This is a genomic window from Arthrobacter globiformis (genome assembly GCF_046536215.2).
In the GTDB taxonomy this organism is placed as follows: Bacteria; Actinomycetota; Actinomycetes; order Actinomycetales; family Micrococcaceae; genus Arthrobacter; species Arthrobacter globiformis_E.
Window position 1 is genome coordinate 4,537,495 of the sequence record NZ_CM143421.1, and the last position, 25,712, is coordinate 4,563,206.

A 25,712-nucleotide genomic window follows, 5' to 3' on the forward strand; every position below is an offset into this window, starting at 1 on the left:
CAGAATGGGAGCCATGGGAGCGAGCGACGGAGCCAACAAAGCAGCCGGGGCGCAGGGAAAGATCACCGATGTGCCGGGCATGCGGGTGGGGCACCAGCAGAAGTCCGACGGCGGGTGGCTGAGCGGGGTGACCGTGGTCCTGCCCCCTGCGGGGACAGTCGGTTCGGTGGACGTCCGCGGAGGAGGACCCGGAACCCACGAGACCGATGCGCTCGATCCCACCACCCTGGTACGCACCGTGGACGCCGTGGTGCTTACCGGCGGCAGCGCCTACGGCCTGGTTACCGCCCACGGCGCCCAGCGCTGGTGTGAGGAGCAGGGCCGCGGCTTCGCTGTGATGGGGGGAGTGGTGCCCATCGTTCCGGCCGCCGCGATCTTCGACCTCGGCCGCGGCGGCGACTTCAGCGCCCGCCCGGATGAGTCCATGGGCTATGCGGCGGCAGTAGCGGCCGGCGCGCAATCGGAAGGGCACGACGTCGACCGCGGCAATGTGGGTGCCGGCACCGGGGCCGTGATTGGACGGGGGAAGTTCAAAGGGGGAGTGGGGACGGCGTCAGTCACCCTGGACAACGGCGTTGTGGTCGGGGCGCTGGCAGTCGTGAATGCGCTCGGCCTGCCGCTGGGTTCGGTGGTTGAGCTTGCCAGTTCGCTGGTAGAGCCTGTCGAGAACGGCGCTGCGGAGGACGGCCCCCGTGATTTCGGCAAGCTCAATCAGCGGGAAGATAACCTCAATCAGCGGGATGCTCCTCCAGCCCTCAACACCACGCTCGTCGTCGTCGCCACGAATGCGGCGCTGGACGTTGCCGAGTGCAAGCGGACCGCCTCGGCCGCCCACGCGGGGCTGGCGCGGGCACTGAACCCGAGCCACACTTTGGCTGACGGGGACACCGTGTTCTGCCTCGCCACCGGAGGCCAGGAGCTGGACAGGAGCACGGAAGCTGCCCGGCAGATAAGCCTCATTACCCTGCAGAGTGCGGCAGCCGACGTCGTACGCTTGGCCATCCTGGACGGGGTCAGCAGCGCCAGGCCGGTAACAACTCCCGCGGGCGAATTTGGTGCATACCCGGGCAATGTGCGCTAACATGGCTGGATTTAACTTTCCGGTCCTAATGCCGTAGAGTTGCATGTTGGTTGTCTGCCCTGCCACGCCCATTTGCGGGCCGGAGGGCGACGGTCAATCAAATCAAAAACGTCCGCAGTCATGCCCGGCGCCAGCCGGAGGTCTGTGGCAAACAACAGTTAGCGGAGGATATGGCCAAGAAGGACGGGGTCATTGAGATCGAGGGCGTAGTGACTGAGGCGCTGCCCAACGCGATGTTTCGTGTTGAGCTCACCAACAAGCACGTCGTCCTGGCACACATCTCTGGAAAGATGCGCCAGCACTACATCAGGATTCTCCCTGAGGACCGCGTAGTGGTGGAGCTGAGCCCTTACGACCTGACACGTGGTCGTATCGTCTACCGCTACAAGTAAACGTTGGGCGGCCAAGGCATTTGCCTAAGGCCGGTCCATCGGCCCAACTGCTATCACGCAAAGGAACGCCATGAAGGTCAAGCCGAGCGTCAAGCAGATCTGCGAAAAGTGCAAAGTGATCCGCCGTAACGGCCGGGTCATGGTGATCTGCGAGAACCCGCGCCACAAGCAGCGCCAGGGCTAATTCCCCTCGGGGAATCCCTGGGTTGCTAACCCACGCAAGTAAATAAAGGCAGCACAAGCTGAACTGGGACGTATGGGCCCGGACAGCTAACCCCCGGTCGGAGGCTGGGGCCGCACTGAAAGTGCGGGTGTACTGCCTACGACCTCCGGTTTATTCAAGGAGTACCGCCACTATGGCTCGTCTCGCTGGCGTAGACATTCCCCGCGAAAAGCGGCTGGAAATTGCGCTTACTTACATCTACGGCGTGGGCAAGACCCGTGCACACGAAACCCTGGCTGCCACCGGCATCAGCGCTGACGTTCGGGTCAAGGACCTGACGGACGCGCAGCTGGTAGAGCTGCGTGACTACATTGAAGGCAACTACAAGGTTGAGGGTGACCTTCGCCGCGAAGTGGCAGCAGATATCCGCCGCAAGGTTGAAATCGGCAGCTACGAAGGCCTGCGTCACCGCAAGGGCCTGCCCGTACGCGGTCAGCGTACGAAGACCAACGCTCGTACCCGCAAGGGCCCGAAGCGTACCGTCGCCGGCAAGAAGAAGGCCCGCTAAACCCCATTTGCCTGACGGCAAATGTGGGATCAGCACGGCCTTCCCCCAAATAACTTTCTGTAGGAGAAGAAATGCCCCCGAAGACTCGTGGCGCGGTTCGCAAGCCGCGTAAGAAGGACAAGAAGAATATCGCGCTTGGCCAGGCGCACATCAAGAGCACGTTCAACAACACCATCGTGTCCATCACGGACCCGACCGGTGCTGTGATCTCCTGGGCTTCCGCCGGTGAGGTTGGATTCAAGGGCTCGCGTAAGTCCACCCCGTTCGCTGCGCAGATGGCTGCCGAAGCCGCCGCCAAGCGTGCACAGGAGCACGGCCTGAAGAAGGTTGACGTGTTCGTCAAGGGACCGGGTTCCGGACGCGAAACCGCCATCCGTTCGCTGCAGGCTGCCGGCCTCGAGGTTGGCTCCATCCAGGACGTCACCCCCGCCGCGCACAACGGCTGCCGTCCGCCGAAGCGCCGCCGCGTCTAAGTACTTCCGTGCACCGGAGCTTGCCCGGACCCGTTTCGGGTCCGGGCAAGCCCAGCGCGTTAAGTCCTCAGACCGATTTTCCACCACCTGTGTTGCGTCATATAGCGGATGCTCGCCGAAAGGAAACCTAAGTGCTCATTGCACAGCGCCCCACCCTCTCCGAAGAGGTCGTCTCCGAAAACCGCTCCCGTTTCATCATTGAACCGCTGGAGCCGGGCTTCGGTTACACCCTCGGAAACTCCCTCCGCCGTACCCTGCTCTCCTCCATCCCCGGTGCCGCTGTAACCAGCATCCGGATCGATGGCGTGCTGCACGAATTCACGACGGTTCCGGGTGTCAAGGAAGATGTCACCGAGATCATCCTCAACATCAAGAACCTGTCCGTGTCCTCCGAGCACGACGAGCCGGTTGTTGCTTACCTGCGCAAGCAGGGCCCCGGAGTCGTCACCGCCGCGGACATCGCTCCGCCGGCCGGCGTCGAGTTCCACAACCCGGATCTGCACATTGCCACGCTGAACTCGAAGGGCAAGTTCGAACTCGAACTGACCATCGAGCGCGGCCGCGGCTACGTTTCGGCAGCTCAGAACAAGTCCGGCGACGCAGAGATCGGCCGCATTCCGGTTGACTCCATCTACTCGCCGGTGCTGAAGGTTACTTTCCGCGTGGAAGCCACCCGTGTTGAGCAGCGCACCGACTTCGACAAGCTCATTGTCGACGTCGAGACCAAGCAGGCCATCGCCCCGCGCGATGCCGTTGCTTCCGCTGGCACGACCCTGGTGGAACTGTTCGGTCTGGCCCGCGAGCTGAACACCGCAGCTGAGGGTATCGAGATTGGCCCGTCGCCGACGGATGCTGCCCTGGCAGCAGACATGGCTCTGCCGATCGAGGATCTGGACCTCACCGTCCGTTCCTACAACTGCCTCAAGCGTGAGGGCATCCACACCGTGGGTGAACTCGTTGCCCGCTCCGAGGCTGACCTGATGGACATCCGTAACTTCGGTGCGAAGTCCATCGATGAGGTCAAGGCAAAGCTGGTTGAACTGGGTCTGTCCCTGAAGGACTCCCCTCCCGGTTTCGACCTGGCAGCCCGCGCCGCAGCCATCGAAGAGGACGACGCCGCGTTCAGCGACGACGAGCTCTAACAAGCAGATCTTGGCCGAGGGGCTGGCCGCACCACGTTGTGCCCAGCCTCCCGGCTTCCATATGAGGAGAAACAATTATGCCTACCCCCACTAAGGGTCCGCGCCTCGGAGGCGGCCCGGCTCACGAGCGTCTCATGCTCGCGAACCTGGCTTCCGCACTGTTCGAGCACAAGCGGATCACCACCACGGTCACCAAGGCCAAGCGCCTGAAGCCGTACGCAGAGCGCCTGGTCACCTTCGCCAAGCGTGGCGACCTCGCTTCCCGCCGCCGCGTTCTCGGCCTGATCAGCAACAAGGGCGTCGTCCACGAGCTGTTCACCGATATCGCCCAGGCTGTGGAGAACCGCAACGGCGGCTACACCCGCATCACCAAGATCGGCAACCGTAAGGGCGACAACGCTCCCATGGCTGTCATCGAGCTGGTTCTCGAGCCGGTTTCCGCCAAGCAGGCTGTTGTAGCCGAGGCTACCCAGGCCGCTGCCGCTGCTGCTCCGGCTGCAGAGGAAGCTCCCGAGGCAGAGGTCGCCGAGACCGAAGCTGCAACCGAAGAGGTTCCGGCCGCTGAGGAAGCCGCTGCTGAGGAAGCTCCGGCCGAAGAGGCTGCTGCTGAAGAGGCTCCGGCCGAGGAAGCTGCCGCTGACGAGGCTGCTGCCGACGAGGCCAAGGACGCGAAGTAATTCGCTAAATCCTTCGCATAGACTTGAGTCTATGACCCACCAAAAACCCGCTGCTCCCGATCTGGGGGGCGGCGGGTTTTTGCGTATCCGGCTCGATCTGGCGTACGACGGCGGCCCGTTCAGCGGGTGGGCAGTGCAGCCAGGCTTGCGCACCGTTCAGGGAGTTCTGGAAGGCGCGCTGGAGCTGCTGCTCCGCCGTCCGGTTCGGGTCACGGTCGCCGGTCGGACCGACGCCGGGGTGCACGCCCGCGGCCAGGTGGTCCACCTCGACCTCACGGAAGCCGAGTGGCTGGGGCTGAGCCGCGGCGCGGCCGTTGATCCCGCCGTCGCACTTCTGCGCCGCCTTCGCGGCACGCTCAGCCGCGGGCTGGGGGACCAGACCGGCGCGATCGTGGTGCATCACGCGGCGGTGGCCCCGGAAGGCTTTGACGCCAGGTTCTCGGCGCTGTGGCGCCGCTACAGCTACCGCATTGCGGACGGGCCGGAGAAGTGGGATCCGCTCAGCCGATACAACACCCTCTGGCACAAGGCGCCCCTGGACGTGGACCTGCTGAACGAAGGTTCGGCGCAGCTGCTGGGCCTGCACAACTTCTTGTCCTTCTGCAAGCCGCGTGAGGGCTCCACGACCGTCCGCGAGCTGCAGCGTTTCGAGTTTTCCCGCGGGCAGGACGGCGTCATTGTTGCCACCGTCCAGGCCGACGCCTTCTGCCACAACATGGTGCGCGCCCTGGTGGGGTCTGCGCTGTATGTGGGGGAGGGGCAGGAGCGTCCGGAGTGGCTGCACGAGCGCCTGCTCGCACGGAAGCGCGACGCGAGGTCCGTGCTGGCGGCGCCTCACCCCCTGGTGTTCGAGGAAGTGGCGTACCCCTCCGACGGCGAACTGCTGGCCCGGGCCGAGCTCACGCGGGCGTTGCGGGAGTAAGATCCTGCCGTGTGACTCTGCCTCCCGGGATGCTGTGTTGCGCGGTGTGAGGGTGGTGCCTCATTTCCGGGCACACGGCTAGTAGGCTGAGACGCAGTCTTTAATCATGCGGTCCTTACAGGGGGTAAGGGATGAATGATCGTCGCGTCGTTGTCGTCATCGACAGGGATGAGGAAGTCCGGTCGCTGTTGCGGGCCACACTCGTGGAGGCCGGGTTCGAGGTGCACTGCGCCGCCACCGGCGAATCCGGGGCTGCGCTTGTTCGTGCCAAGCAGCCGGATACTGTCACGCTGGACCTGGCGCTTCCGGACACGGATGGCTACGACGTGCTGCGCCGGATCCGCGAGTTCAGCCACACGTACGTCCTGATCGTTACGGCGCGGAGCGACCTTCGGACTACGTTGAGGGCGTTGGACGCGGGGGCTGACGACTACATGGTCAAGCCCATCCGGCCACGGGAGTTCCGGGCCCGAGTCGACGGCATGCTGCGCCGTCCACGGCAGCTGACTGTCCCGCCGATCGTGACGCCGCGGGAACCGCCGCTGGTATCGCCGCGCCTGCGGGGCTCTGTCCGGCCGGTGCGCAACCTGCGGCCGGTTAAGGCGTCCGCGTTGGCGCAGGTTCCGCCAGCCGCTCACGACCTCGCCGCAGGCCGGGACCTAGCCGCAGGCCCGGACCTCACGGCGGCCCGGGGTTACGAGAACAGCTACGAGCACAAGGGTTTGGAGCTCGACTGCGCGGCGCGGGCAGCCACCATTGGAGGACGTGCCCTGCAGCTGACCCGCACCGAGTTCGACCTCCTGCGTATCCTGCTGCAGCGCGGCAGCGGCGTGGTCACCAAGGCCGAGCTCGTGGGTCTTTTGGGTCTCGTGAAGCGGGACTCAGGCCCGGATGGCGGCGCGGCCGGTGGTGGCGACCCCGGCCGGATCATCGAAACCCACATCGGCAATCTGCGCCGAAAGCTGGGGGACGACGCGAGGAAACCGCGCTGGCTGAAGACCGTCCGCGGGGCCGGCTACACCCTGGCGTAAGATCCGGCAGGGCACGCCTCTGATGCGCCCCTGCAAACGGGGGACACGCCGGAAAGTTACAAGAAAATAACAAGGCGGCGGGCGCACAGTTGGAGCATGAAATCACTAACAAGCGACGATGTAGTCGCAGTCCGTGGCGTCCTTACGGATACGCATCCGGTTGATTTCTATGCGCTTGGCGTCGCGGGGGCGATTGACCGTTTGGCCATCCCGCTGCGCGAACGCGGGATCACCGTGCACCTCGAGGCGCCCCACCATGGAATGGAAGTGGACAGGAAGTCCGCAACGCTCCTCTACCGGGCGGCGCAGGAGCTCCTGAGCAACATCCATAAATATGCCGAGGCCTCCTCTGTGACTGTCCGGCTGTGCTGTGTCTGCCGTTCCGGGGACAACCATGCCATCCAGCTCCGAGTGACCGACAACGGCGGAGGCTTCGACGTTGAGGCCGCCACCCACGGCAGGCATGCGGGCATGGGACTGCGGCTTATGCGGCTGGCTGTGACATCCGCGGGCGGCCAGATGGCAGTCGAGTCGGCTCCCTCGTCGGGAACGTCCGTCACCGTTACTCTGCCGCTGGACTAGCACGCCGCCATATTGGCGCGCTGGTCTACGCCGCCGGGGATGACGTCCAGTCCGGGCAAGGCTCTGCTGGCAGTGGTGGTTCCGCGCCCGTGAGTGCATCGGAGCCGTCGTAGCTGTCAGAGCCGTCGTATATGTCCGAGCCGTCATAGCTTTCGGCGCCAATAACGCCGGCAGGACTGGCGAAGCCCCCGACGGCAGGGGAGTGGTCGGGCCAGTCCGGCGCCATGGGTGAATCGGGCGGTTCCATCCGTTCTCCGCGCGGGAGCCAGGCTTGTGGCTCCGGCCAATCCTGGCCGGGTGCTGGTTCGGGCCAGTCCTGGCCAGTCGGTAGTTCCCGCCAATCCTGGCCGGGTGACAGTTCCTGACAATCCTGGCCGGGTGGTAGTTCCTGCCAATCCTGGACTGGCGGCAGTTCCCGCCAATCTTCGACGGACGGCGATTCCTGCCAGTCCTGCGGCACCGGCCTATCTTGGGCGGGCGGAAGTTCCGGCCGGCCCTGCAAGGCTAGGAACTCGGGCAGTTCTTGCCCAGGCGAAAGTTCCGGCCAGGTGGGTGGTTCCCAGTCCTGGTATTCGGCGGGAAATTGACGACCCGATGGGGAGATCCAGCCCGGTGGATTGTCGCGGGTGGCGCCGACCGGCTGCCACGCCGTGGAGTGTTTGAGGCGGTGGTGTTTGGGGCAGGGTTGGCCGAGGTTGGCGACGCCGGTGCCGCCGCCGTCTGCCCAGGCGAGGATGTGGTCGGCGTCGTTGTCGAGGGAGTGGTTGTTGCAAGTGGGGAATGTGCATTTGGCGTCGCGGAGCCGCAGCCATTGGCGCATTGGTTTGGTCACCCGGTAGCTGGTGCGTCCGATCTCCAGCGGTGCACCGTCGCGCGGGTCGGTGAGCACGCGGAGGAATGAGGTTGCGCCGTCGGCGACGAGCCGGCGTGCCATGGACGGCGGGATCGGCCCGTAACCATCTAGCGTGGCCGGTTCCTCGGACAAACCGAGCAGCGAAAACACCGGTACCGTGACCAGGACCTGCGCCTTCGGGGACGGAACATCAGCAACCGGAGGCGGGCCAACGGGCGACCCCGTCTCGGAACCGGCAGGCGGGAAACCTGTGGGCAGGGATCTTGTGGCTGCCCCCTCAACCCTGCCATCGACTTCCTGAGCTGCGCCGAGCACCCAGCCGGCGAACGCGTCGACGCGGAGCTGGGTCAGCGTGCGGGTTTCGGTCGGGCACTGCGCGGCGCGGGCGGCGGCCGTGCTGCGGTTCCAGATCCCGGCCGCCTGGTCCGCGGGCAGATAGGCAGAGAGCCAGGCCATGCCGTCCCGGTCCGGGGCATATTCCAGCCGCCGGTCCTTCACACTCTTGTGGTGGCGTTTTTCAATGCTGACGGGGTGGTGCCGTTCCCGCCAGTACCGTGCCTTCGCCCGGAACCTGGCCGGCGTCAGCTCCCCGGCCGGGCAGCCCCGCGCGTACCCGGGTGTGTCCGGGTCCAGGAAGTGCGCCTCAAACGCGGTCGCGGCTTCGGGTGACAGGCCCTCTGTCTCGTCGCACATGATTCGGCCGTGCTGCCATGACAGTGTTCCTGCCCCCAGCGCGGCAAGTGCCAACGGCAGATCACTGCTCAGCCTGGCGGATTCCTCCAAGAACCGTGCCGCCGACCCCTCACTCACGGTCAGCGCGCACGCCACCTCCGCGGTCAGGGACATCTGCCGGACAACGGGATCCGACGCACTCTCAGCGGGCGGCGCCATGGCGGCGTCCGTGGCGGCGTAGCCGGCGGCAAGGTGCACCTTCGCGGCGGCAATCCTGGCTTCCATTCCGGCCACTTGGGTCAGGCCACCCAGGAACGCATCCGCCTGATCCTGCAGCGGGTCTGTGTGATCCTGCAGTGGATCCGCGCCCGCCAGGCCTGGATCGCTGGCCCTGCGGAGCTCGGCAGCCAGCGCGGCGGCAGAGGCACTAATAGCGTCCAATGCCTTCGCAGCCGCCGCACTGTTATCCATATCCACAGCCTGCCAGCGGCGGAGACCAAGAACCACGCCGCCCTGCGCCTATGTGGATAACCGGGTCATGTGGAAAACCGAGGAAAACCGGGTGTTGTGGATAACCGGGCGGCCGACGGAAGCCCGAGTCAGGCTTCCGGCGATCCTTCGGCCGGCAGCGTCAGGGTGAAAGTGGTGCCTGCGCCCGGCTTGCTGTCGCAGGAGATGGCACCGCCGTGGCGTTCCACAATGGTCTTGGTGATGGACAGTCCCAGCCCCACACCCGGGATGGCCGCCTGTCGTGCCGCCTGGGTGCGGAAGAACCGGGTGAAGACACGCGATGTTTCCTCTTCGCTGATGCCCATCCCCGTGTCCTGGACCTTCAGCTGCACCCAGGAGTCACTGCGCCGCGCACTCACAGTGACTTTGCCGCCGTCGGGAGAGTATTTGATGGCGTTCGACACCAGATTGTCCAAGGCCTGGCCGATGCGAAGCGGGTCGGCGTGGGCCCACAGCGGCGCCGGTACATCGGTACTGAGGGAGACGTGGCTGGCGTCGGCCTGGGCCTGCACCGAGCCGATGCTGTTCTCGATGAGGCCGGCGAGGTCGGTCCGGCGGGGATGCACGGCCAGGACGGCGGACGCCGAGACCAGAAGCTCGGAGACCAGGGACAGCAGCCGTTCGGCATTGCGTTGCACCACTTCCAGCCGGTGTACAGAGTCGGGGGACAGGCCGTCCGCGTCATCCAGCACCAGATCCACATTGCCCAGGACTGACATCAGCGGGCTGCGGAACTCGTGCGAGACGTTGGAGATCAGTTCCTCCTTGGCGGACAGTGCTTCTACCAAGCCCGTGACATCGGTGTAGACGATGACCGCCCCACGGAACCCGCCGTCGTCGTTCTTAATAATCCGCGCAGCGGTTGAGACGGCCCTCTGCGTGGATCCCTCGCCCAGCCACACCAAGTAGTCGGCGAAAGTCTCGCCGGCAACGGCCCGGCGGATTGGGCGCTTGTCCAGCGGCAGCGGGGTCACCCGGTCCTGGCCGAACATGAGCTGCTGCGCTTCCAGCGGCTGCTCCATACCGGCGGGCGCCGCGGCCTGCCGGAAGGTCTTCTGCTGGTCGTTGACGAGCACCTTCTGGCCGTCGGCATCCACGGCGACAATCCCGACGTCGGTGGTGTCCAGGATGGTCTTGAGCAGCCGTTCGCGGTCCCTGCTCTCCACGAGCAGTTCGCGCAGTTCGGCGTCCTTCATTTCCAGGCGCCGGCGCTGCAGCCGCACATTGGCGCTGGCAAACCGGATGGCTACCGAGACGGCCAGCATCATAAGCGGCAGCAGAATTGCGGTGGCAATATCCGAAGGTGAAATCTTGGGAAACTTTTGCACCAGCGTGGGAATGCCGATGAGGAGGGTACCGAAAAAGCTCAGGAATATGGTGGTGCGCGGGAAGTTGTCGGAGCTGGAAAGCCAGATCACCGGGAATATCGCCAGAACTCCAAGCCCGGCCACGGCTGGAACCGCGCCGTTGCGGGCGAGCCCGATGACCACCATGTCAAGGATTGGAATTACTAGGTAGGCGTTGGGCGGCAGCCGTTCCCAGGGAACCAGAAAGCAGCCGAGAAACGTGGCAACCATCATGATGATGGCGGCGATAAAGACCGGGCTCTCGACCAGCGTGGGCCACACCGCCGGGGCGGCTATTGCCAGCGCGGCAAGAATAAGGGTTACTGGGAGTTGGCAGAGCGCCACCTGGACGCGGGGCTGCAGCCGGCGGAAGAATCGGTCCGTGTCGTGGACCAGCACCTGCTCACCCAACGCGGTTGCGCCTGGTACTCGCCTGCACTTCCGAATTCCAGGCCCACTCGTCGTTAAACGCACACATGAAGCCCATTATGCACACTTATTCTTGGGTATTTGGAGGGCACGGCACTACTGACAGGCACGCGTCTAAAAGATATGGCCAAATTTGGCTCTCTGGACACTTCTACGTTGTAGCGTAGGTAATCTGGTAACGCTTACCGCATTGCGCTGGGCTGTGCGGTGGTTTTACCTGGATATGAGGTAGTGGTGGGCGATCTTGGTGTTGCCGTGGTTATCGAGGATGACGTTGATGTCCGGAATCTCCTCGACGCGGTTCTGCAGCAGGCTGGTTTTGAGGTGCACTCGGCCGGGACCGGCCGTGACGGGGTTGATGTGGCGAGGCAGCGCCAGGCAAACGTAATAACGCTCGACGTCGGTCTGCCGGACATTGATGGTTTTGAAGTTCTTCGCCGCATTCGGCAGTTCAGCGATGCGTACGTTGTGATGCTCACCGGCCGCGGTGACGAGCTGGACACCATCACCGCGCTGCAGGGCGGCGCTGACGACTACATCGTCAAACCCTTCCGGCCGCGCGAACTGCGTGCCCGCATCTCGGCCATGCTTCGCCGGCCCCGGGTATCCGGCGGTGAGGCCCCTGCTTCTTCTGCTGCGGAGTCCGGGGCCGGTGCGCCTTCGGGTGCCGGTGCCGCCGGCTCGCGCCGTGGGACCGTGCTGCAGCACAACGGGCTGGCGCTCGACACCGAGACCCGGACCGTGGCACTGCGCGGCACGCCCCTGGGACTGACCCGCAGCGAATTCGACCTGCTGCACGAGCTCCTGAGGGGAACGGGCGCGGTACGCACCCGGGCCGATCTGGTTCGTGTGGTGCGCGGGGAGTTCTACCGCGAGGACACCTACATTAGCGAAGCCGACGAACGGGCCGTTGAAGTCCACATCGGCAACCTTCGCCGCAAGCTCCGGGAGGACCCGCAGGACCCGCGGTGGCTTGTTACCGTGCGCGGGGTCGGGTACCGGTTGGCTCCTAAGCGGGCGGAATAGGGCTAATAGGTCCAGGCCGACGGCGGGTTGCTGGCTGAGTTTCGACTGGCCGCTTTGCGGGCGGCTCAGACCTCCGGCGGGAGGTAGCCCAGCTTCAGGCCGCTGACGGTTTCCTCACCGGTCAGTGCCACGCACGGCAGCAACTGCCGTGCTGCGGACAGGTCACCGCGTTTGACCATCTGCTCCAGGTCCACAGCCAGCTTGGCCAGCCGTGCGGCGCCCACCATCAGGGCAGAGTTCTTCAGGCTGAGGACTGCGTCCATGGCGGCCTCGGCGTCGTCGTCCTCGACAGACGCTTCGAGGTACGTGCGGCGCTTGTTCCAGATTTTGATGTAGTCCCTGGCGAAATTGTGAGCAATGCCTGTATTGCCCATGTCATCTTCGAGTTCGTGAAGTACGTCTAGGTCCAGGACGGGCAAAGCGGCACTCTCCGATTCGTTGTGAGCCACGCCGTCAGGGACGCCAGCAGCCGCGGAGCAGACGCCGTTGGCGCTGCTGTCGGCTGCTTCGGAACCTGAAATGGACATGACTTAAGGCTACTTTCTGAGGTTGGGAAAACCCTGATTGAGCTTGGATCCTGTGGAAACCCTGCGGGTACCTTGTGTTGGGGTTAACCCTGCGGAAGCTTGCAGTTTACTGGTTGGCGAAGGTCTCGATGGTGTTGATGACGGCCGGGCCGAGAATGGCGATGAAAAGCACCGGGAAGATGAAGAACAACAGTGGAAACAGGATCATCACCGGCAACTTCATCGCCTTCTCCTCGGCCCGCTGGCGGCGCTTCACGCGCATCACCTTGGCCTGGACACGAAGTACGCGGCTGATGGCGATGCCGTAGGTGTCCGCCTGGACCACAGCCTGGACAAAGCTGCGCAGTTCCGGAATGTTGGTCCGTTCGGCCAACGCGATGTATGACTCGCGGCGGCTCCGCCCCACCTGCATGTCCTGCAGCGTCCGCACGATTTCCTCTGCCAGCGGTCCCTTGCCGTTCTCGCCGGCGCGGGCCATGGCGCCCTCGAAGCCGAGACCCGCCTCGACGGAAATCAGCATCTGGTCCAAGGTGTTGGCGAGCTCCAGCTGCATGGCCTTCTGCCGCTCCTGGCCCTTGCTGTAGAGCATCAGGTCCGGGACGAAGTATCCGAGGAACAGGACGAATATGCCCACGAGCTTGATGATCGGCGTTGTCCCGATGGAGCTGATGTACAACCCCAGAAGGCCCCCGATCAGGCCCAAAGCCGGTTTCGCGGCCAGTAGCCTGCCAAGGGGCATGGACGCCGGGCGTCCGGCTAGGGCAAGCAGCCTGTCGAGCTTGTGGACGTAGGCGGCGGGTGTGAGACGGTAGCCGAGCTTTTCGATCAATCCGCTACGGGACTTTTTCTCAACTACCGCACGGTGGATGCCCCTCGACAGAAGCTCGCGGGTGTTGGCCAGCCCCTTCCGATCGACCGAAAGGAAGGACCACACCAGGTAGGCGAGAGGAAGGCAGATCAGGAGCAGAGCAAGGATGATTAGGGGATTCATGGCCGCCTCAGAACTTTAGGTTGACGATCTTGCGCATCCACAGGCCACCGACGGTCATGAGGATGATGGAGGCGACGATCATTATCCAGCCCAACGGGTTGCTGAACATCTTGTTCATATACCCCGGGTTGACCACTGAGAGCATAACGACGATGCCTACGGGCAGGGCCATGAGGATGTATGCCGAAAACTTGCCCTCGGCTGCCAAGGACTTAATGTGGCCCTTGATCTCACTGCGCTCGCGGATGGTTTCATTCACCTGGTCGAGTACCTCCGCCAGGTTTCCACCGACCTCGCGGTTGATCTGGATGGCCTGGGAAATCCAGACGAAGTCCTCGTTCTTCATACGGTCTGCAGTGTCATTGAGCGACACGAGCAGGTCGCGTCCCAGACTGGTCTCGGAGACAATGCGGCGCATTTCTTCCGATGTCGGAGCCTGGGATTCGTTGGCGGCGGCGTCGATGGCCCGCAGGATGCTGTGGCCAGCCCGAAGGCTTCCGGACAGCAGCTGAAGCGTGTCGCCCAGCTGCTCGTCAAACTTGGCCCGCCTCTTGCCAGCCAGGAAGCCCAAGACAAGGTGTCCTACGAACGGTGCCGCGAGGACCAGCAGGATTGCAAGCAGAGGTCCGGCAACGACGAGACCGATAAGGGCACCGACGAAGGCGCCCACAAGGATCAGCAGGATGAACTCCGCCTGGCTGAGCCGGAGACCGGCGTTCTCCAGACTTTCTCGGTTAAAGTAGCGGACGTTCCTCTTGGCAAGGACGCGGTCGATGGACTGAACAGCATTGCCGGCGAGGCGAGTGAGTTGGGAGTCGGCCTCGCTCCGGTAGGGGCGCCGTCGGTCAAGCGGCACACTTGGGGTCCGCGGAATCAACACTGCCATTCCACCCAGCACCACCGAGGCCACCACGAGGACAACGCCTAGTGTGACAATCATGGTTAGCGCCTTTCGGGATTGATTGGGGGTGCGCCGAAGACACCGGCTGACACGTGAATTCCAAGGTCTTCAAAGCGGTCGATAAAGCGGGGACGGATTCCGGTGGGGACCGGTTTGCCGAGGAACTTTCCAGATTGGTCCACGCCTGCCGAGTAGTCAAAGACGAATGCGTCCTGGAGAGTGACGATGTCGCCTTCCATACCCTGAACCTCGGTGACATGAGTGATACGCCTGGAACCGTCCCGGAGACGCGAGATCTGGACGATGAGGTTCACTGCAGAGGCGATCTGCTCGCGGATGGCGCGGAGGGGCAAGTCCATTCCCGCCATCAGGACCAGAGTCTCCAGCCGGGCTATGGCGTCACGCGGGGAGTTGGAGTGCACCGTCGACAGTGAGCCATCATGGCCGGTGTTCATCGCCTGGAGCATGTCCAATGATTCACCGCCACGGACCTCGCCCACCACGATCCTGTCCGGGCGCATACGTAGGGAGTTGCGGAGCAGGTCGCGGATGGTGACCTCGCCTTTGCCCTCGGTGTTTGGTGGGCGGCTCTCCAGACGGACCACGTGTTCCTGCTGTATCTGAAGCTCCACCGCGTCCTCGATGGTCACGATGCGCTCGTCAGCCGGCAGGAAGGAGGACAGGACATTCAACAGCGTGGTCTTACCGGTACCTGTACCCCCGGAAACGATGATATTCAGTTTGGCCTTGACGCACGCATTGAGCAGTTCGGCCATTTCCGGTGTGAGGGTTCCGAAGTCGATCAGGTTCTGGACGGTCAGCGGCACTTTGCTGAACTTACGGATAGTCAGGGATGAACCGCCGACGGCGAGCGGAGGGATAACCGCATTTACGCGGGATCCGTCTTCGAGGCGCGCGTCAACCAGCGGCGACGATTCATCGATGCGCCGGCCCACTTTGGAAACGATGCGTTCGATGACTTTCCGCAGGTGTTCTTCCGAGCTGAAACGAGAATCGGTCAGCGTCAGAGTTCCCTTTCGCTCCACATAGATCTGGTCCATCCGGTTGACCATGATTTCCGTGACGGCCGGATCGTCAAGCAGCCGCTGGAGCGGGCCGAAGCCGAGCACGTCATCCGCCACATCTGCCACCAGCCGAGTCCGCTCGTCCGCAGTCAGCGGTACCTGCTCGGTATCGATGATCCGCATGAGCTCTTCGCGCGCGGTGCGGCGAAGCTCCTGTTCTGTAAGCGATGAGTCGTTGAAGCGTGCCCCCATGCGTTCAAACAGGGCCGTCGCGGCGCGCTGCTTCATAGCGGCAAAAACGTCTACCGGCTGCTGGGTCTTCGCCTTAGGTGGTTCAGCCTGGGCGTTGCCAGTCTGCTGAGCTGTCTGCGCGTGCGCCGCCTGCCGGCGGCTTAGAGAGTGCACCGAGGGGACGGGGCTGGCCGAGTCGACTTGCTCCGCCGGGGCTTCGCGAACCGGTGCCTTCGCCATTGAGGCTTCAGTCTGAATCTCATGCTTGGGTGCTTGGGCAGCTGCTTCCGCTGCCCGTCGTGCTGCCCGTGACTGGAAAACAGGCTCAGCAGCCTCCACCGGTGCAGCCGGCGTCGATGTTGCATCCGCAACCGGGGCGGGGATCGGGGCATCGTGGATTAGTTCAGATTCGGAGACGATGTGCGCCGGTGCAGCCGCTACATGGAGTGAGGCAACGGGAGCATGCGCGGGGGCGGCTGGAACGTACAGCAGGGCGTCCGGAAGGTACATCTGGTCGTCCGTAACTTCAGACTTCAGTTGCGCGACCTGAATGCGTTCGGAGAGCTTCATCTAGACCACCACCCGCCGGTGGCTGCTCCTCTGATCGGTGGTGCGGCTGGAAGAGCTGACACGTTCTACGAGCTGGCTGAGACCTTTGGCCGCTGGGTCCTTCTTGGCATCCAGCAGAACGGGGGTGCCTCGGTTGGTGGATAGAGTCACGGTCCGCGAACGGGGGACGCTGACATCGACAGGTACACCGATGGTGGACTCGACATCCTGTACGCTAAGGCCGCACTTGGGATCAGCCATGTTTAGGACTACGTGGCGGCCTTCCGGCAGAATGTCCAACTGCTTCAGGATTTCCATGCCTGAACGAAGGCCACGGACACTGGGTATGTCCATGCCGCTAACCCACACGAGGTCCGTGCACGCCTCCATGGCAGCCAGCCCGATTTCCGGAAGTCCGGGAGCGGTGTCCACAACGACGTATTGGAACTCGTCGGCCAGCTGTTCAAGCAGGCGGGTGATCTGGTCCGGCGTGATGAAGTCAGCCTCGACAGGGCTCGCCGGTGCGCACAAGGCATAAAGACCGGCGGGATGAACCGTGAGAAAAGTCTTCAGCACCAGGGTGTCCCGGTTAGCAGCCGGAGAGACGGCATCGGTCACGGTGTGTTCCGGATTCAGGTAAAGGCCAGATGCGACGTCGCCGAACTGCAGGTCCAGGTCCACAAGAACGACACTCATGGGAGCCAGCTGGCCCAGCCCAACAGCGAGGTTGGTGGCGACGGTGGTCTTGCCCACCCCGCCCTTGGGGGAGAAAACGCCGATAACAGCGCCTTTCTGGTGTTCAATGGAGCCCTGCTGGTCCCCTCGGTGCCTACTGGCGAAGGACTGGCAGGCACGCTCCAGCAGCACCCGCAGGTGATTCGGATCAGCGGATGGGCTGAGGACGTCCCGTACACCGGCCCGCATCGCCGGCAGGATCAGTGCAGGGTCCGGTTCGCTTGCCAGAAGAACCATGAGATTCGGGACCTGCACGTCGAGCACTGTGGCGAGGCGCAGTGCGTCTTCGATGGGGAGGTCAGGGCCGAGGATGAGGACCTCGGGCTGCTCCTGGTTCAGCTGGGCGAACAGGTCATACGGACCCGCAGGGACGACGTTGGTAAAGAACGTTTGAACGCCGCCCTGGAGGCCGCCGGCCACGGCCTGGCGCAGGCGGCCGTCAAAGTCCGCGCTGGGAGTGATGAGGACGAAACGGCTCACTTGTACACCTCACTTCGCTGAATGATCCGGGGACCGCTGTCCTTGGCATTTGTGGGCTCCTTGCTGAGCCAGATTTTGGCGTATTCGGCAGCGAAGACAATCTTGGCCGCGTCCACGTCACTGACGGCAACGGTCAACATGAGGGAGCCCGTCGGGAGGGTCGTGTCCTGGGGATCAGCCGTGTTTGTATCAGCGCTCGCAGTAGGGGCGGGCTGAGCAGTGGCGGCCGGCTCGGGTGCCCGCTGTACAGCAGTTACGAGAGCCTTGCTGACCGTCAGCTTGGTGGTTTCGGCGTCACTCTTGTCTTCTGCTCCACCCTTGTCGAGGTTGACAAATACACCCACGTGGTCGCCGGGAGCCAGGCGCCCGCCGACTACTCGGTCCGGCTCAAGCTTGAAAGAGACCTCCTGCAGGCCAGCGGGTATGTTCACAGACCCTGCTGCTTTGACGTCTTCCGGCGCGACTAGACGCTCAGCCACCACCTGCTCGCCGGGGACTAGGTCTACGCCGGCTACTTTGCCCTTGAACGAGTCCAGGGATTTCAAAGAAGACCCGGTTACAGCAGACTCCGGTACCTGTTTGGTGGTGAGGGAGGCCGACATGGATTCAACAGGAGTGCCGGCAGGAATGGCCGTCTTGACGACGAGGACATCCACCGGCTCAAGGCCCTGGACAGCTCGCTGGTCCGCGCCCTGGGCGTAATTGATAACCAGCATTGCGCCAACGAGGGCGAGGACAACTGCTGCTGCTCCCGCCACCAACCGAGACTTCACGAACTGCTCCTGAGGATTTTAGATTCACGAACTGCACTGCTGCAGTCGAACTAGCTGGTCAATTCGACGACAAGGGCGCCATTCGGGCTGACCGGACCGAGCTTGTAACCATCGGCCAGGGAAACGTACTTGACGAACTTGCCGATGATTCCACGGCAATTGCCTTGGCACTTAAGACTCGAGGTTGGGGCGCTGTTGTAGACCATGGGCAGCTTGTCTGCGCCACTGAAGGCCCAGCCCTGGACGCTAAAGGCCGCGAAGCTGTTCAGGTGATATTGAGCTCCTGCGCCGGTTCCCGTCACATCGTCATACACGGGCAGTAAGATGATGACCTCTTTCCCTGCGTTGAGGTTACTTGCCCATCCGTTCAAAGTGGCATCGCAGTTCGACGGTCCGTCATTACCTGTTTCGCCACCGCTTTGGTTGATGGCCAGGTTCACGAGGCCACCGCATTGCCCCGAGCCTTGAAGGGTCCAACCGAACCCTCCGGGTACCGTTTTCCCGGCAGGGCCCAAAGGGCAGTCCGGGTTGGCGTCTGCGGAGAAATTTTGAAGTAGCTGCGCCGAGCCGTCCACCATGCCCGAAACCTGGCAGATCGAGAAGGCGAGCGGGAAGACTATCGTGCCTTCAACCGGGCTTCCCCACCTCACGCTGGAGCTGGCGTTTACTTCCGCGCTGGGGATTCCGAGGACGCCGGCGAAAAACAGGGAGACCGAATTCGTCGAACTGCCTGTTTCCTTGGCACCAGCTGTCACGGTCACGGTTCGGTTAGTTTTGTCCAGGGCTACAGACTTTAGGTTGCTCAAACCATCGATGGCGTTTTTGCTAGCGAGGTCGGCAGCCAACGGGGAAGTAGAGGAACATTCGGCGTCGACATCGTTCCTCGCGCACTTCTGCGCCATCATAAGCGCAGCGGCGTCGGCACCGTTCTGGAGTTGCGCACGTTCCGAGTAAAGCTTGGCGACGTCTATGGCTAGAGCTGCAAAGCCGAGCATAGCCACCATCAGGAATGCGACGATGACGGCGATTCCGCCGCGCTCGGTGTCAGAGGAAACCCTTACCCGCCGCATAGCATGGTTCCTTTCCCGGTCATAGCAAACGGACCGGCGATTCCAGTCAAGGTGCTGAGGGTATAGCTCACCGTGACTGTCATCTGTGTACCCACAGTGCAGTCGGCGCCACTGAAAGTGATGTTGCCATCGGCCAGGGTCGGGTTCAGCTGAGGTGCAGCGTTCTTTGCGGCCGTCTTTGCGCTGGTCTGGCTATTGTTGATGGCCATCGACCGTACGCCCTCGCGTGCTGCGTTGGTCAATGTGGTTTGCACGTTGTACGCGCGGCCGAATTCCATGATGCCAAGCAGGATCATGACCAGCACTGGGGCCAGGATCGCGAACTCGACGGCAACAGCCCCGCGTTCGGATTTCCTGGACATTTCTGGTCGCTCCTTCTGTTTGGAAGAAAGTCATTGGTCGGTCAGGACGCATTGGTTGGGCGGCGGCACATGAATCGCTGCCGCCGCCCCTACCAGATTGAGGATTACTTGCTGCAGGATGAAGCGGCGGCTGCCACATATCCCGGCTGGCCAGAGGTGCCGGATTCCTTCACTGCAGCCGTGTAGGCGCCGCCCTTGACGCTGCAGGCAATGCTTTCGAAGGTGGTAGTCAGGTTGCCGCCCAGAAGGGTAACGGCGACGATAATGACAACTGCAATCAGTGCGACCATAATGCCGTATTCGACGGCAGTGGCACCCTTCTCTTCCCGGCGGACCCGGGCTGCGTTTGAAACTAGAGCTAGCATCGAATACTCCTTAGCGTGTGAACGACGTGTGTGCCAAGTGGTTAGAGCTCGACTACTTGGAGCAGGTGCCAGCCGTTCCTGCGGGAGACGTTGAAGCAGCGGCCGTGTAGGTTCCGCCCTTGACCTGGCAGGCGACGCTGTCGAACGTCTTGTACATGTTGCCCCCGAGCAGTGTCACAGCAACGATGATGACAACTGCGATGAGGGCGACCATGATGCCGTATTCAACGGCGGTTGCGCCCTTTTCGTCGCGACGGACTTTGGCGGCAGCGTTAGAGAAGAAAGCAAGCATTTTGTACTCCTGAGCGAGTGTTGGAAAGCTGGTCCATCACCAGCTCTGAAAAAAAGTTAGCAACGGAATTCCCCCTCAAGGCGGTTCTTTGCAGACTCCTGAGCCAACCTTTACCGCACTGCGCATTTCCTGCGCTTCCCCTGCGTAAACCTTGAACCTTGAAGCGATTTGGAAGCCCACAACGCAGCAAAGAGACCCCTCGGCTGAATGAGCCGAAGGGTCCCTTGGAACGAAAACTTACCTCGTGAAGATCGACATGATGCTCATCACCGTCGGGCCAAGAACCACGATGAACAGCGTAGGGAGAATGAAGAATATAAGCGGGAACAGCATCTTTACCGGCATCTTCATGGCGTGCTCCTCAGCGCGTTGCTTCCGCTTGATTCGCATGTCCTCGGCCTGGGCCTTGAGGACCCCTGCAATGGCCACGCCGTACGCGTCGGCCTGGACCACCGCCCGAATGAAGCTTCGTACGTCCGGCACGTCCACGCGTTCTGCCATCGCGAGGTAGGCCTCCTTTCGTGACCGGCCCACCTGGATGTCCTGAAGCGTGCGGATCAGCTCCTCTGCCATCGGACCGTTGCCGTTGGTGCCGGCGCGTCCCATGGCCGCCTCGAATCCGAGGCCCGCCTGGACCGAGATCAGCATGTGGTCCAGGGCAACCGGCAGCTCCAGCCGGATGGCTTCCCGCCGTTTCTGTGCACGGCTACGCACCAGCAGGTCCGGGGTGAAGTAGCAGAGGGCGGTAATTCCCACCATGATGAGGAAACGCTGGGTCGACGGGTGGCCGACAAAAATCAGGTACCCGGCAACCGCCCCCGCGAAGGCAAGCAGAGGCTTGACCATGACGAGGCGGGCCAGCGGCCACTCCTTGGGCCGGCCGGCACCTGCGAGCTGCCGGTCCAGCCAGGCGGCGTAGCCCCTCGGCATGATGCGCTGGCTGGCCAACTTTAGCTTTTCGTTGACGCTGAGGGTCTGGCCCTTGGTCTTGGAAACCCGGCCGAGGTTGGCCTGGATGTTGCGGAGCCCGGCCCGGTCACCGGTGAAGACGAACCAGGTCATGACCGTCACAGGTGCGATCACGGCCAGGATCGCGGCGTAAGCCACAGGCTGCATGATGACCACCTTCTCCCTAGAATTTCGGTTTGACGATCCGGCTAAGCCAGAAGCCGCCTGCGGTCAGAAGCACGACCGCCGCGGCGATCATGAGGTACCCAGGCAGGGTGCTAGTGAAAACCCGGGAGTACTTCTCGTTGAAAAGTGTCAGTCCGGTGAACATCACCACCGGCAGGCCCATGAGGACGAGCGCCGACATCCGGCCTTCAGCGCTCAGCGCCCGGATCTGGCCGCGCACCTGGTTGCGGTCGCGGACGGTGTCACCCAAATGGTCCAGCACCTCCGCCAGGTCACCGCCCACCTCCCGGTGGATCTCGATCGCCTGCGAGATGGAGAGGAAATCCTCGCTTCTGGTCCGTCTGGCCACGTCCGCCAGCGACTCGCCGAGGTCCCGGCCGATCCTGGTCTCATTGACGATCCGCCCCAGCTCCTCCGACATCGGCGGCTGGCTTTCCTGCCCCGCCGCATCCACCGCCCGGAGTAGGCTGTGGCCTGCCCGCAGGCCACCGGAGAACATCTGAAGGGTGTCCGGCACCTGCTGGTCAAACTGCCGACGGCGGCGCGCCGCCAGAACGTTCAGCAGCAGGTGCAGTCCCAGCGGCGTCAGCAGCGTCAGAAGGATTGAGGCGAAGAGTCCGCCCAGGAAGAAGCCGACGACGCCGGCGGTCAGGGTGATGACTCCCGCCATGATCAGGTAGTCGCCCGGTTCTTTCTTGAGCCCGCATTCATCCAGCCGTTCCTGGGTAAGCAGGCCGGTGCCGCGCTTCTTGAGGCCCTTGTTCAGCGCGCCCACGGCTTGGTCGGTCAGCTTGGTCAGGGATGAGGGGGCAACTGCAACGTCAGGCCGGCGCCGGGACATCGGAAGGCCCGAATTAGGCCTGAGGGCCACGCCGAAGACCAGGAAGATAGCGAGGTACAGCAGCACCAGCGCCACAACGAAAATGCCGGAGTCGGCAGCCACTGTCATCGCCCCCTTGGCGGCGCAACGCCGATGAGTGAGGCTCCGAACACGGCCGGCGAGATCTCGATGCCGAGTTCGGCGAAGCGTTCGGTAAACCGAGGCCGCACGCCCGTCGGCACCGGCTTCCCGAGGAAGCGGCCGTTGGCGTCCATGCCGGCCGAGTAGTCAAACACGAAGGCGTCCTGGAGGGTAACGATGTCGCCCTCCATGCCCTGCACCTCGGTGATGTGCGTGACCCGGCGCGAGCCGTCACGCATCCTGGTGATGTGCACTACCAGGTTGACGGCCGAGGCGAGCTGTTCGCGAACGGCGCGGAGCGGAATGTCCATGCCTGCCATCAGCACCAGCGTCTCGAGCCTGGCGATGGCGTCCCGCGGCGAATTGGCGTGCACGGTGGAGATGGAACCGTCGTGCCCGGTATTCATGGCCTGCAGCATGTCGAGACATTCGCCGCCGCGGACCTCGCCCACCACAATCCTGTCCGGCCGCATGCGGAGGGAGTTCCGGACCAGGTCCCGGATGGAAACCTCGCCCCTGCCCTCGATGTTCTGCGGGCGGCTTTCGAGCCGGATGACGTGTTCCTGCTGGAGCTGCAGTTCGACGGCGTCCTCGATGGTTACGATCCGGTCCTCGGCAGGGATAAACCCCGACAGCACGTTCAGGAGGGTGGTCTTTCCGGTGCCGGTGCCACCGGAAACGATGATGTTCATCCGGGCCCCGACGCAAGCGTGCAGGAGTTCCGCCATTTCGGGGGAAAGGCTGCCCAGGGAAACAAGGTCATGGACCGTCAGCGCCTCCCGGCCGAACTTTCGAATGGTTAGCGCCGGCCCGTTGACGGCCAGCGGCGGGATGATGGCGTTGACGCGCGAGCCGTCCGCGAGCCGTGCGTCCACCAGCGGGGAGGATTCGTCGATCCTGCGGCCCACCTTGGACACGATGCGGTCGATCACCCGGCGCAGCGCCTCATCGGAGCTGAACTTCGTGTCCGTGGGGAGGATGCGTCCCTGGCGCTCCACATAGACCTGGTCGTACCGGTTCACCATGACCTCGGTGATGGACGGATCGTCCAGGAACCGCTGAATGGCGCCGTGGCCCAGGACGTCGTCGATGATGTCCTTGATGAGCCGCTGGCGCTCGGGGCCCGACAGCGGAACTTGCTCCTCGTCCACAACGATCTTCAGTTCATCGCGGACCAACTGGTGCAGTTCCTCGTCCTCGAGCGCAGAGTCGGTGAGCCGGGAACCCAGCCGCTCATAGAGCGTCTGGGTGGCCCGTTCCTTCAGGGCGTTGAGTGCCTCGCTGGTAACGGATGCCACCGCTGGCGTCTCCAGGGCTGCCGTGGCACTCGCAACCGTGCCGGCCACCTGCTCATCGTGCTTCTTGCCGAGGGTGGCGGCAGCCTGTTTGGGTTTGAAGACGTCGGCGGGCTGTGGCTTCTCGGGGTCGGGCTTGGGCTCGCCCCGGAGGTTCTGGAACCGGTCTGTGAGGTTCACTGGACTACCGCCCTTCTGTGCAGCTTCTTGTGGGGTCTGTCTTCCCAGTTCGGTTTGAAGCGCTCCACCAGTTGGCGGAGTCCCTTGGCGGCCGAGTCCCGGCTGCCGTCCTGGAGGATGGGCACGCCCTTGTTGGTGGAGAAGGGCAGCGTCTTGGAGCGGGGGAGGGCCACATCAACGGGGGAGCCAATGGTGGCCTCGATGTCCTGCAGCGTGAGGCCTGCCCGCCGGTCCGTCATGTTCAGCACAACGTGCCGTTTTTCCGGAAGCAGGCCGAGCTCGGCGAGGATCTGGAAGCCCGTCCTGAGGCCCCGGATGCTGGGAATGTCCATTCCGCAGATCCAGACGGCATCGGTGGCCTGTTCTAGCGTTGCCAGGACGTGCTCACCCAGGCCGGGTGCCGTGTCCACCACGATGTAATGGAATTCCTCGCGCAACTGGCTGAGCAGCCGGCTGACCTGTTCACCGGAGATCCTGTCCATCTCGACTGGATTTCGCGGCGCACAGAGGGCGTAAATTCCTGCGGGGTGGACGGTGAGGTACGCCTTCAGGACCATGGAGTCCTGGCTGGCCGCTCCCACGACGGCGTCGGTGATGGTGTGTTCCGGATCCAGCATCAATCCGCTGGCAACATCGCCGAACTGCAGGTCCAGATCCACGATCACCACGCTCATAGGGGCTGACTTGCCAAGCCCGACGGCGAGATTGGTTGCCACCGTGGTCTTGCCAACCCCGCCTTTGGGAGACATGACCGCGATGACCCGCCCGCCCTCGCCGTGATCGGCGTGCTCGGATGCGCCAGGTGGCAAACCACGACGGCGGCCTGCCGCCGCGAGGCTGGCACGTTCCAGCAGGACGCGGATGGCATCGGGATCGGCGGCCGGGTCGAGGAGGTCGCGCACACCCGAACGCATTGCCTGGAGCACGACTTCCTGGGTTTCGGGAACCACCAGCACCACGCTGATCTCCGGGTACTGGAGGTCCATGACCGAGGCTAGTTTCAGGGAGCCGTCAACGGGCAACCCTGGGCCGAGGATGAGGACCTCCGGGGGCTCGCCGACGAGCTGCCGGAGGAAGTCCTGCGGGCTTTCGGGAAGGTAGTCCGCCTGGAACACACGGAGCGAACCGTGCATGCCGGACACTGCCAGCTGGATGCGGCGTTCGAAGTCGGCGTTCGGGGTGATGAGGATAAAGCGGCTCATCGGAACAGCCTTCCGGTGTTCACGACGCCGGACGTACCTTCCACAGCGTTGGCCGGTTCCTTGGAGAGGTAAACGCTTCCGAACTCGGTGGCGAAGACGATCCGTTCGGCATCGGATGAGTTGCGGGCCAACGTGATGAGGTAGGTGCCGTCCGACGAAGCAGACTGCTTCGAGGCGAGCGAGCCCTTGGCTGAATCCTCCTGGGCGGCCGTGTCCTCGGACTTGGCCGTGCTGCCGTTGCTGAACTGGGCCGCCGTGACCAAAACCTTGTGGAAGGTCAGCTGTGTCCCTCCGGACTTAGTCCCGGAGTCCGCAACCGACAGGAAGACGCCAACGGTGTCCCCGGCCGCAAGAGTTCCGCCCACCACCCGCTCGATAGGCAGCTTGAGGGTGATCTCTTGCATGCCCGCCGGAACCTGTGCCCTGGCCGGGCCGAGGATGGAGGCAGCGTCCACCATGCGGGTGCTTAGGAGTTGTTCGCCCGGCATCAGGTCCACGGCCGCGACCTTCTGGCCAACCTGGTTCAGATCGGTTACCGCATTGGCGGCCACAGCCAGTTTTGGTACATCCTTCCGGACGACGGCGCCGGCAACCTTGTCTATACCGGTGCCTGCCGTGACGGTCTTCTCCACGACATAGACGCTCTCCGTCTCTGTGCCGGCCATGGCGCGCTTGTCAGCGTTTTGCACGTATGAGACCAGCAACACGGTGCCGATGATTGCCACAAGCAGCGCAGCAATGCCTCCCAGTAGGCGAGTTTTCACTGTATTCC

General features: G+C 63.5%; 28 protein-coding genes. 11 read left to right on the forward strand and 17 right to left on the reverse strand.

The annotated features are described in order from the left end of the window. Nucleotides 1-13: 13 nt before the first annotated feature. From R5O87_RS20610 to R5O87_RS20655, 10 genes are all read left to right on the forward strand, one after another. Nucleotides 14-1,081, forward strand: coding sequence for a P1 family peptidase (locus R5O87_RS20610; protein ID WP_410554808.1), 1,068 nt, complete (start codon nt 14-16; stop codon nt 1,079-1,081). Between the two features lie 170 nt (nt 1,082-1,251). Further along, complete coding sequence (gene infA, locus R5O87_RS20615; RefSeq protein WP_011775571.1) at nt 1,252-1,473, forward strand: translation initiation factor IF-1; 222 nt, start codon at nt 1,252-1,254, stop codon at nt 1,471-1,473. Nucleotides 1,474-1,543: 70 nt separating this feature from the next. Continuing rightward, complete coding sequence (gene rpmJ / locus R5O87_RS20620; RefSeq protein ID WP_009358722.1) at nt 1,544-1,657, forward strand: 50S ribosomal protein L36; 114 nt, start codon at nt 1,544-1,546, stop codon at nt 1,655-1,657. A 172-nt stretch (nt 1,658-1,829) separates the two neighbouring features. Next, a complete protein-coding gene (rpsM, locus tag R5O87_RS20625; protein WP_003803743.1) occupies nt 1,830-2,204 on the forward strand; it encodes a 30S ribosomal protein S13 in 375 nt (124 codons plus the stop codon). A gap of 71 nt (nt 2,205-2,275) precedes the next feature. Next, a complete protein-coding gene (gene rpsK / locus R5O87_RS20630; protein ID WP_003803734.1) occupies nt 2,276-2,677 on the forward strand; it encodes a 30S ribosomal protein S11 in 402 nt (133 codons plus the stop codon). A 131-nt stretch (nt 2,678-2,808) separates the two neighbouring features. Further along, nucleotides 2,809-3,819, forward strand: coding sequence for a DNA-directed RNA polymerase subunit alpha (locus tag R5O87_RS20635; protein WP_003803733.1), 1,011 nt, complete (start codon nt 2,809-2,811; stop codon nt 3,817-3,819). Nucleotides 3,820-3,896: 77 nt separating this feature from the next. After that, entirely contained in the window at nt 3,897-4,496 is a 600-nt protein-coding gene (gene rplQ, locus R5O87_RS20640) for a 50S ribosomal protein L17 (RefSeq protein ID WP_410554807.1), read from the forward strand. A 31-nt stretch (nt 4,497-4,527) separates the two neighbouring features. After that, entirely contained in the window at nt 4,528-5,418 is an 891-nt protein-coding gene (gene truA / locus R5O87_RS20645; RefSeq protein ID WP_410554806.1) for a tRNA pseudouridine(38-40) synthase TruA, read from the forward strand. 131 nt (nt 5,419-5,549) lie between these two features. After that, a complete protein-coding gene (locus tag R5O87_RS20650; protein WP_410554805.1) occupies nt 5,550-6,449 on the forward strand; it encodes a response regulator transcription factor in 900 nt (299 codons plus the stop codon). Nucleotides 6,450-6,545: 96 nt separating this feature from the next. After that, on the forward strand, nt 6,546-7,031 hold the full coding sequence (locus tag R5O87_RS20655) for a sensor histidine kinase (protein ID WP_410554804.1): 486 nt from the start codon (nt 6,546-6,548) through the stop codon (nt 7,029-7,031). A gap of 25 nt (nt 7,032-7,056) precedes the next feature. Here the strand turns inward: R5O87_RS20655 and R5O87_RS20660 are convergent, their stop codons facing one another. Both R5O87_RS20660 and R5O87_RS20665 read right to left on the reverse strand, forming a co-directional pair. After that, the gene (locus R5O87_RS20660; protein WP_410554803.1) at nt 7,057-9,027 is read right to left on the reverse strand and encodes a DUF222 domain-containing protein; all 1,971 of its coding nucleotides are present in this window, start codon (nt 9,025-9,027) and stop codon (nt 7,057-7,059) included. 128 nt (nt 9,028-9,155) lie between these two features. Beyond that, a complete protein-coding gene (locus R5O87_RS20665; protein ID WP_410554802.1) occupies nt 9,156-10,823 on the reverse strand; it encodes a sensor histidine kinase in 1,668 nt (555 codons plus the stop codon). Nucleotides 10,824-11,075: 252 nt separating this feature from the next. Here R5O87_RS20665 and R5O87_RS20670 point away from each other — a divergent pair, with 252 nt between their 5' ends. Beyond that, nucleotides 11,076-11,867 carry a response regulator transcription factor gene (locus R5O87_RS20670; RefSeq protein WP_410554801.1) on the forward strand — a complete coding sequence of 264 codons (792 nt, stop codon included), beginning with the start codon at nt 11,076-11,078 and terminating at the stop codon, nt 11,865-11,867. Between the two features lie 65 nt (nt 11,868-11,932). On the opposite strand, the gene R5O87_RS20675 is transcribed toward R5O87_RS20670, so the two are convergent. The 15 genes from R5O87_RS20675 to cpaB (R5O87_RS20745) form a co-directional block, all read right to left on the reverse strand. Beyond that, nucleotides 11,933-12,394: an Hpt domain-containing protein gene (locus tag R5O87_RS20675; protein ID WP_410554800.1), complete on the reverse strand. Its 462-nt coding sequence runs from the start codon at nt 12,392-12,394 to the stop codon at nt 11,933-11,935. Nucleotides 12,395-12,500: 106 nt separating this feature from the next. Next, nucleotides 12,501-13,385 carry a type II secretion system F family protein gene (locus R5O87_RS20680; RefSeq protein WP_410554799.1) on the reverse strand — a complete coding sequence of 295 codons (885 nt, stop codon included), beginning with the start codon at nt 13,383-13,385 and terminating at the stop codon, nt 12,501-12,503. Nucleotides 13,386-13,392: 7 nt separating this feature from the next. After that, the gene (locus R5O87_RS20685; protein WP_410554798.1) at nt 13,393-14,325 is read right to left on the reverse strand and encodes a type II secretion system F family protein; all 933 of its coding nucleotides are present in this window, start codon (nt 14,323-14,325) and stop codon (nt 13,393-13,395) included. Between the two features lie 2 nt (nt 14,326-14,327). After that, on the reverse strand, nt 14,328-15,782 hold the full coding sequence (locus R5O87_RS20690; protein ID WP_462836448.1) for a CpaF family protein: 1,455 nt from the start codon (nt 15,780-15,782) through the stop codon (nt 14,328-14,330). A 330-nt stretch (nt 15,783-16,112) separates the two neighbouring features. Next, a complete protein-coding gene (locus tag R5O87_RS20695; protein ID WP_410554797.1) occupies nt 16,113-17,306 on the reverse strand; it encodes an AAA family ATPase in 1,194 nt (397 codons plus the stop codon). Next, nucleotides 17,303-18,079, reverse strand: coding sequence for a Flp pilus assembly protein CpaB (cpaB, locus tag R5O87_RS20700; protein WP_410554796.1), 777 nt, complete (start codon nt 18,077-18,079; stop codon nt 17,303-17,305). Before cpaB (R5O87_RS20700) ends, R5O87_RS20695 begins: the two co-directional genes overlap by 4 nt. 50 nt (nt 18,080-18,129) lie before the next feature. After that, the gene (locus R5O87_RS20705; RefSeq protein ID WP_410554795.1) at nt 18,130-19,149 is read right to left on the reverse strand and encodes a pilus assembly protein TadG-related protein; all 1,020 of its coding nucleotides are present in this window, start codon (nt 19,147-19,149) and stop codon (nt 18,130-18,132) included. After that, nucleotides 19,137-19,511: a TadE/TadG family type IV pilus assembly protein gene (locus R5O87_RS20710; RefSeq protein WP_410554794.1), complete on the reverse strand. Its 375-nt coding sequence runs from the start codon at nt 19,509-19,511 to the stop codon at nt 19,137-19,139. The genes R5O87_RS20705 and R5O87_RS20710 overlap by 13 nt, the downstream gene beginning before the upstream one ends. 104 nt (nt 19,512-19,615) lie before the next feature. Further along, a complete protein-coding gene (locus R5O87_RS20715; RefSeq protein ID WP_410554793.1) occupies nt 19,616-19,876 on the reverse strand; it encodes a Flp family type IVb pilin in 261 nt (86 codons plus the stop codon). Between the two features lie 52 nt (nt 19,877-19,928). Then, nucleotides 19,929-20,168 carry a Flp family type IVb pilin gene (locus R5O87_RS20720; protein WP_410554792.1) on the reverse strand — a complete coding sequence of 80 codons (240 nt, stop codon included), beginning with the start codon at nt 20,166-20,168 and terminating at the stop codon, nt 19,929-19,931. Between the two features lie 237 nt (nt 20,169-20,405). Continuing rightward, entirely contained in the window at nt 20,406-21,284 is an 879-nt protein-coding gene (locus R5O87_RS20725; protein WP_410554791.1) for a type II secretion system F family protein, read from the reverse strand. Nucleotides 21,285-21,300: 16 nt separating this feature from the next. Next, nucleotides 21,301-22,251, reverse strand: coding sequence for a type II secretion system F family protein (locus R5O87_RS20730; RefSeq protein ID WP_410554790.1), 951 nt, complete (start codon nt 22,249-22,251; stop codon nt 21,301-21,303). Further along, nucleotides 22,248-23,738 (reverse strand): CpaF family protein, encoded by a 1,491-nt coding sequence (locus tag R5O87_RS20735; RefSeq protein WP_410554789.1) that lies wholly within the window; start codon nt 23,736-23,738, stop codon nt 22,248-22,250. Before R5O87_RS20735 ends, R5O87_RS20730 begins: the two co-directional genes overlap by 4 nt. Continuing rightward, the gene (locus R5O87_RS20740) at nt 23,735-24,940 is read right to left on the reverse strand and encodes an AAA family ATPase (RefSeq protein WP_410554788.1); all 1,206 of its coding nucleotides are present in this window, start codon (nt 24,938-24,940) and stop codon (nt 23,735-23,737) included. Before R5O87_RS20740 ends, R5O87_RS20735 begins: the two co-directional genes overlap by 4 nt. Next, on the reverse strand, nt 24,937-25,704 hold the full coding sequence (cpaB, locus tag R5O87_RS20745) for a Flp pilus assembly protein CpaB (RefSeq protein WP_410554787.1): 768 nt from the start codon (nt 25,702-25,704) through the stop codon (nt 24,937-24,939). Before cpaB (R5O87_RS20745) ends, R5O87_RS20740 begins: the two co-directional genes overlap by 4 nt. Nucleotides 25,705-25,712: the final 8 nt, after the last annotated feature.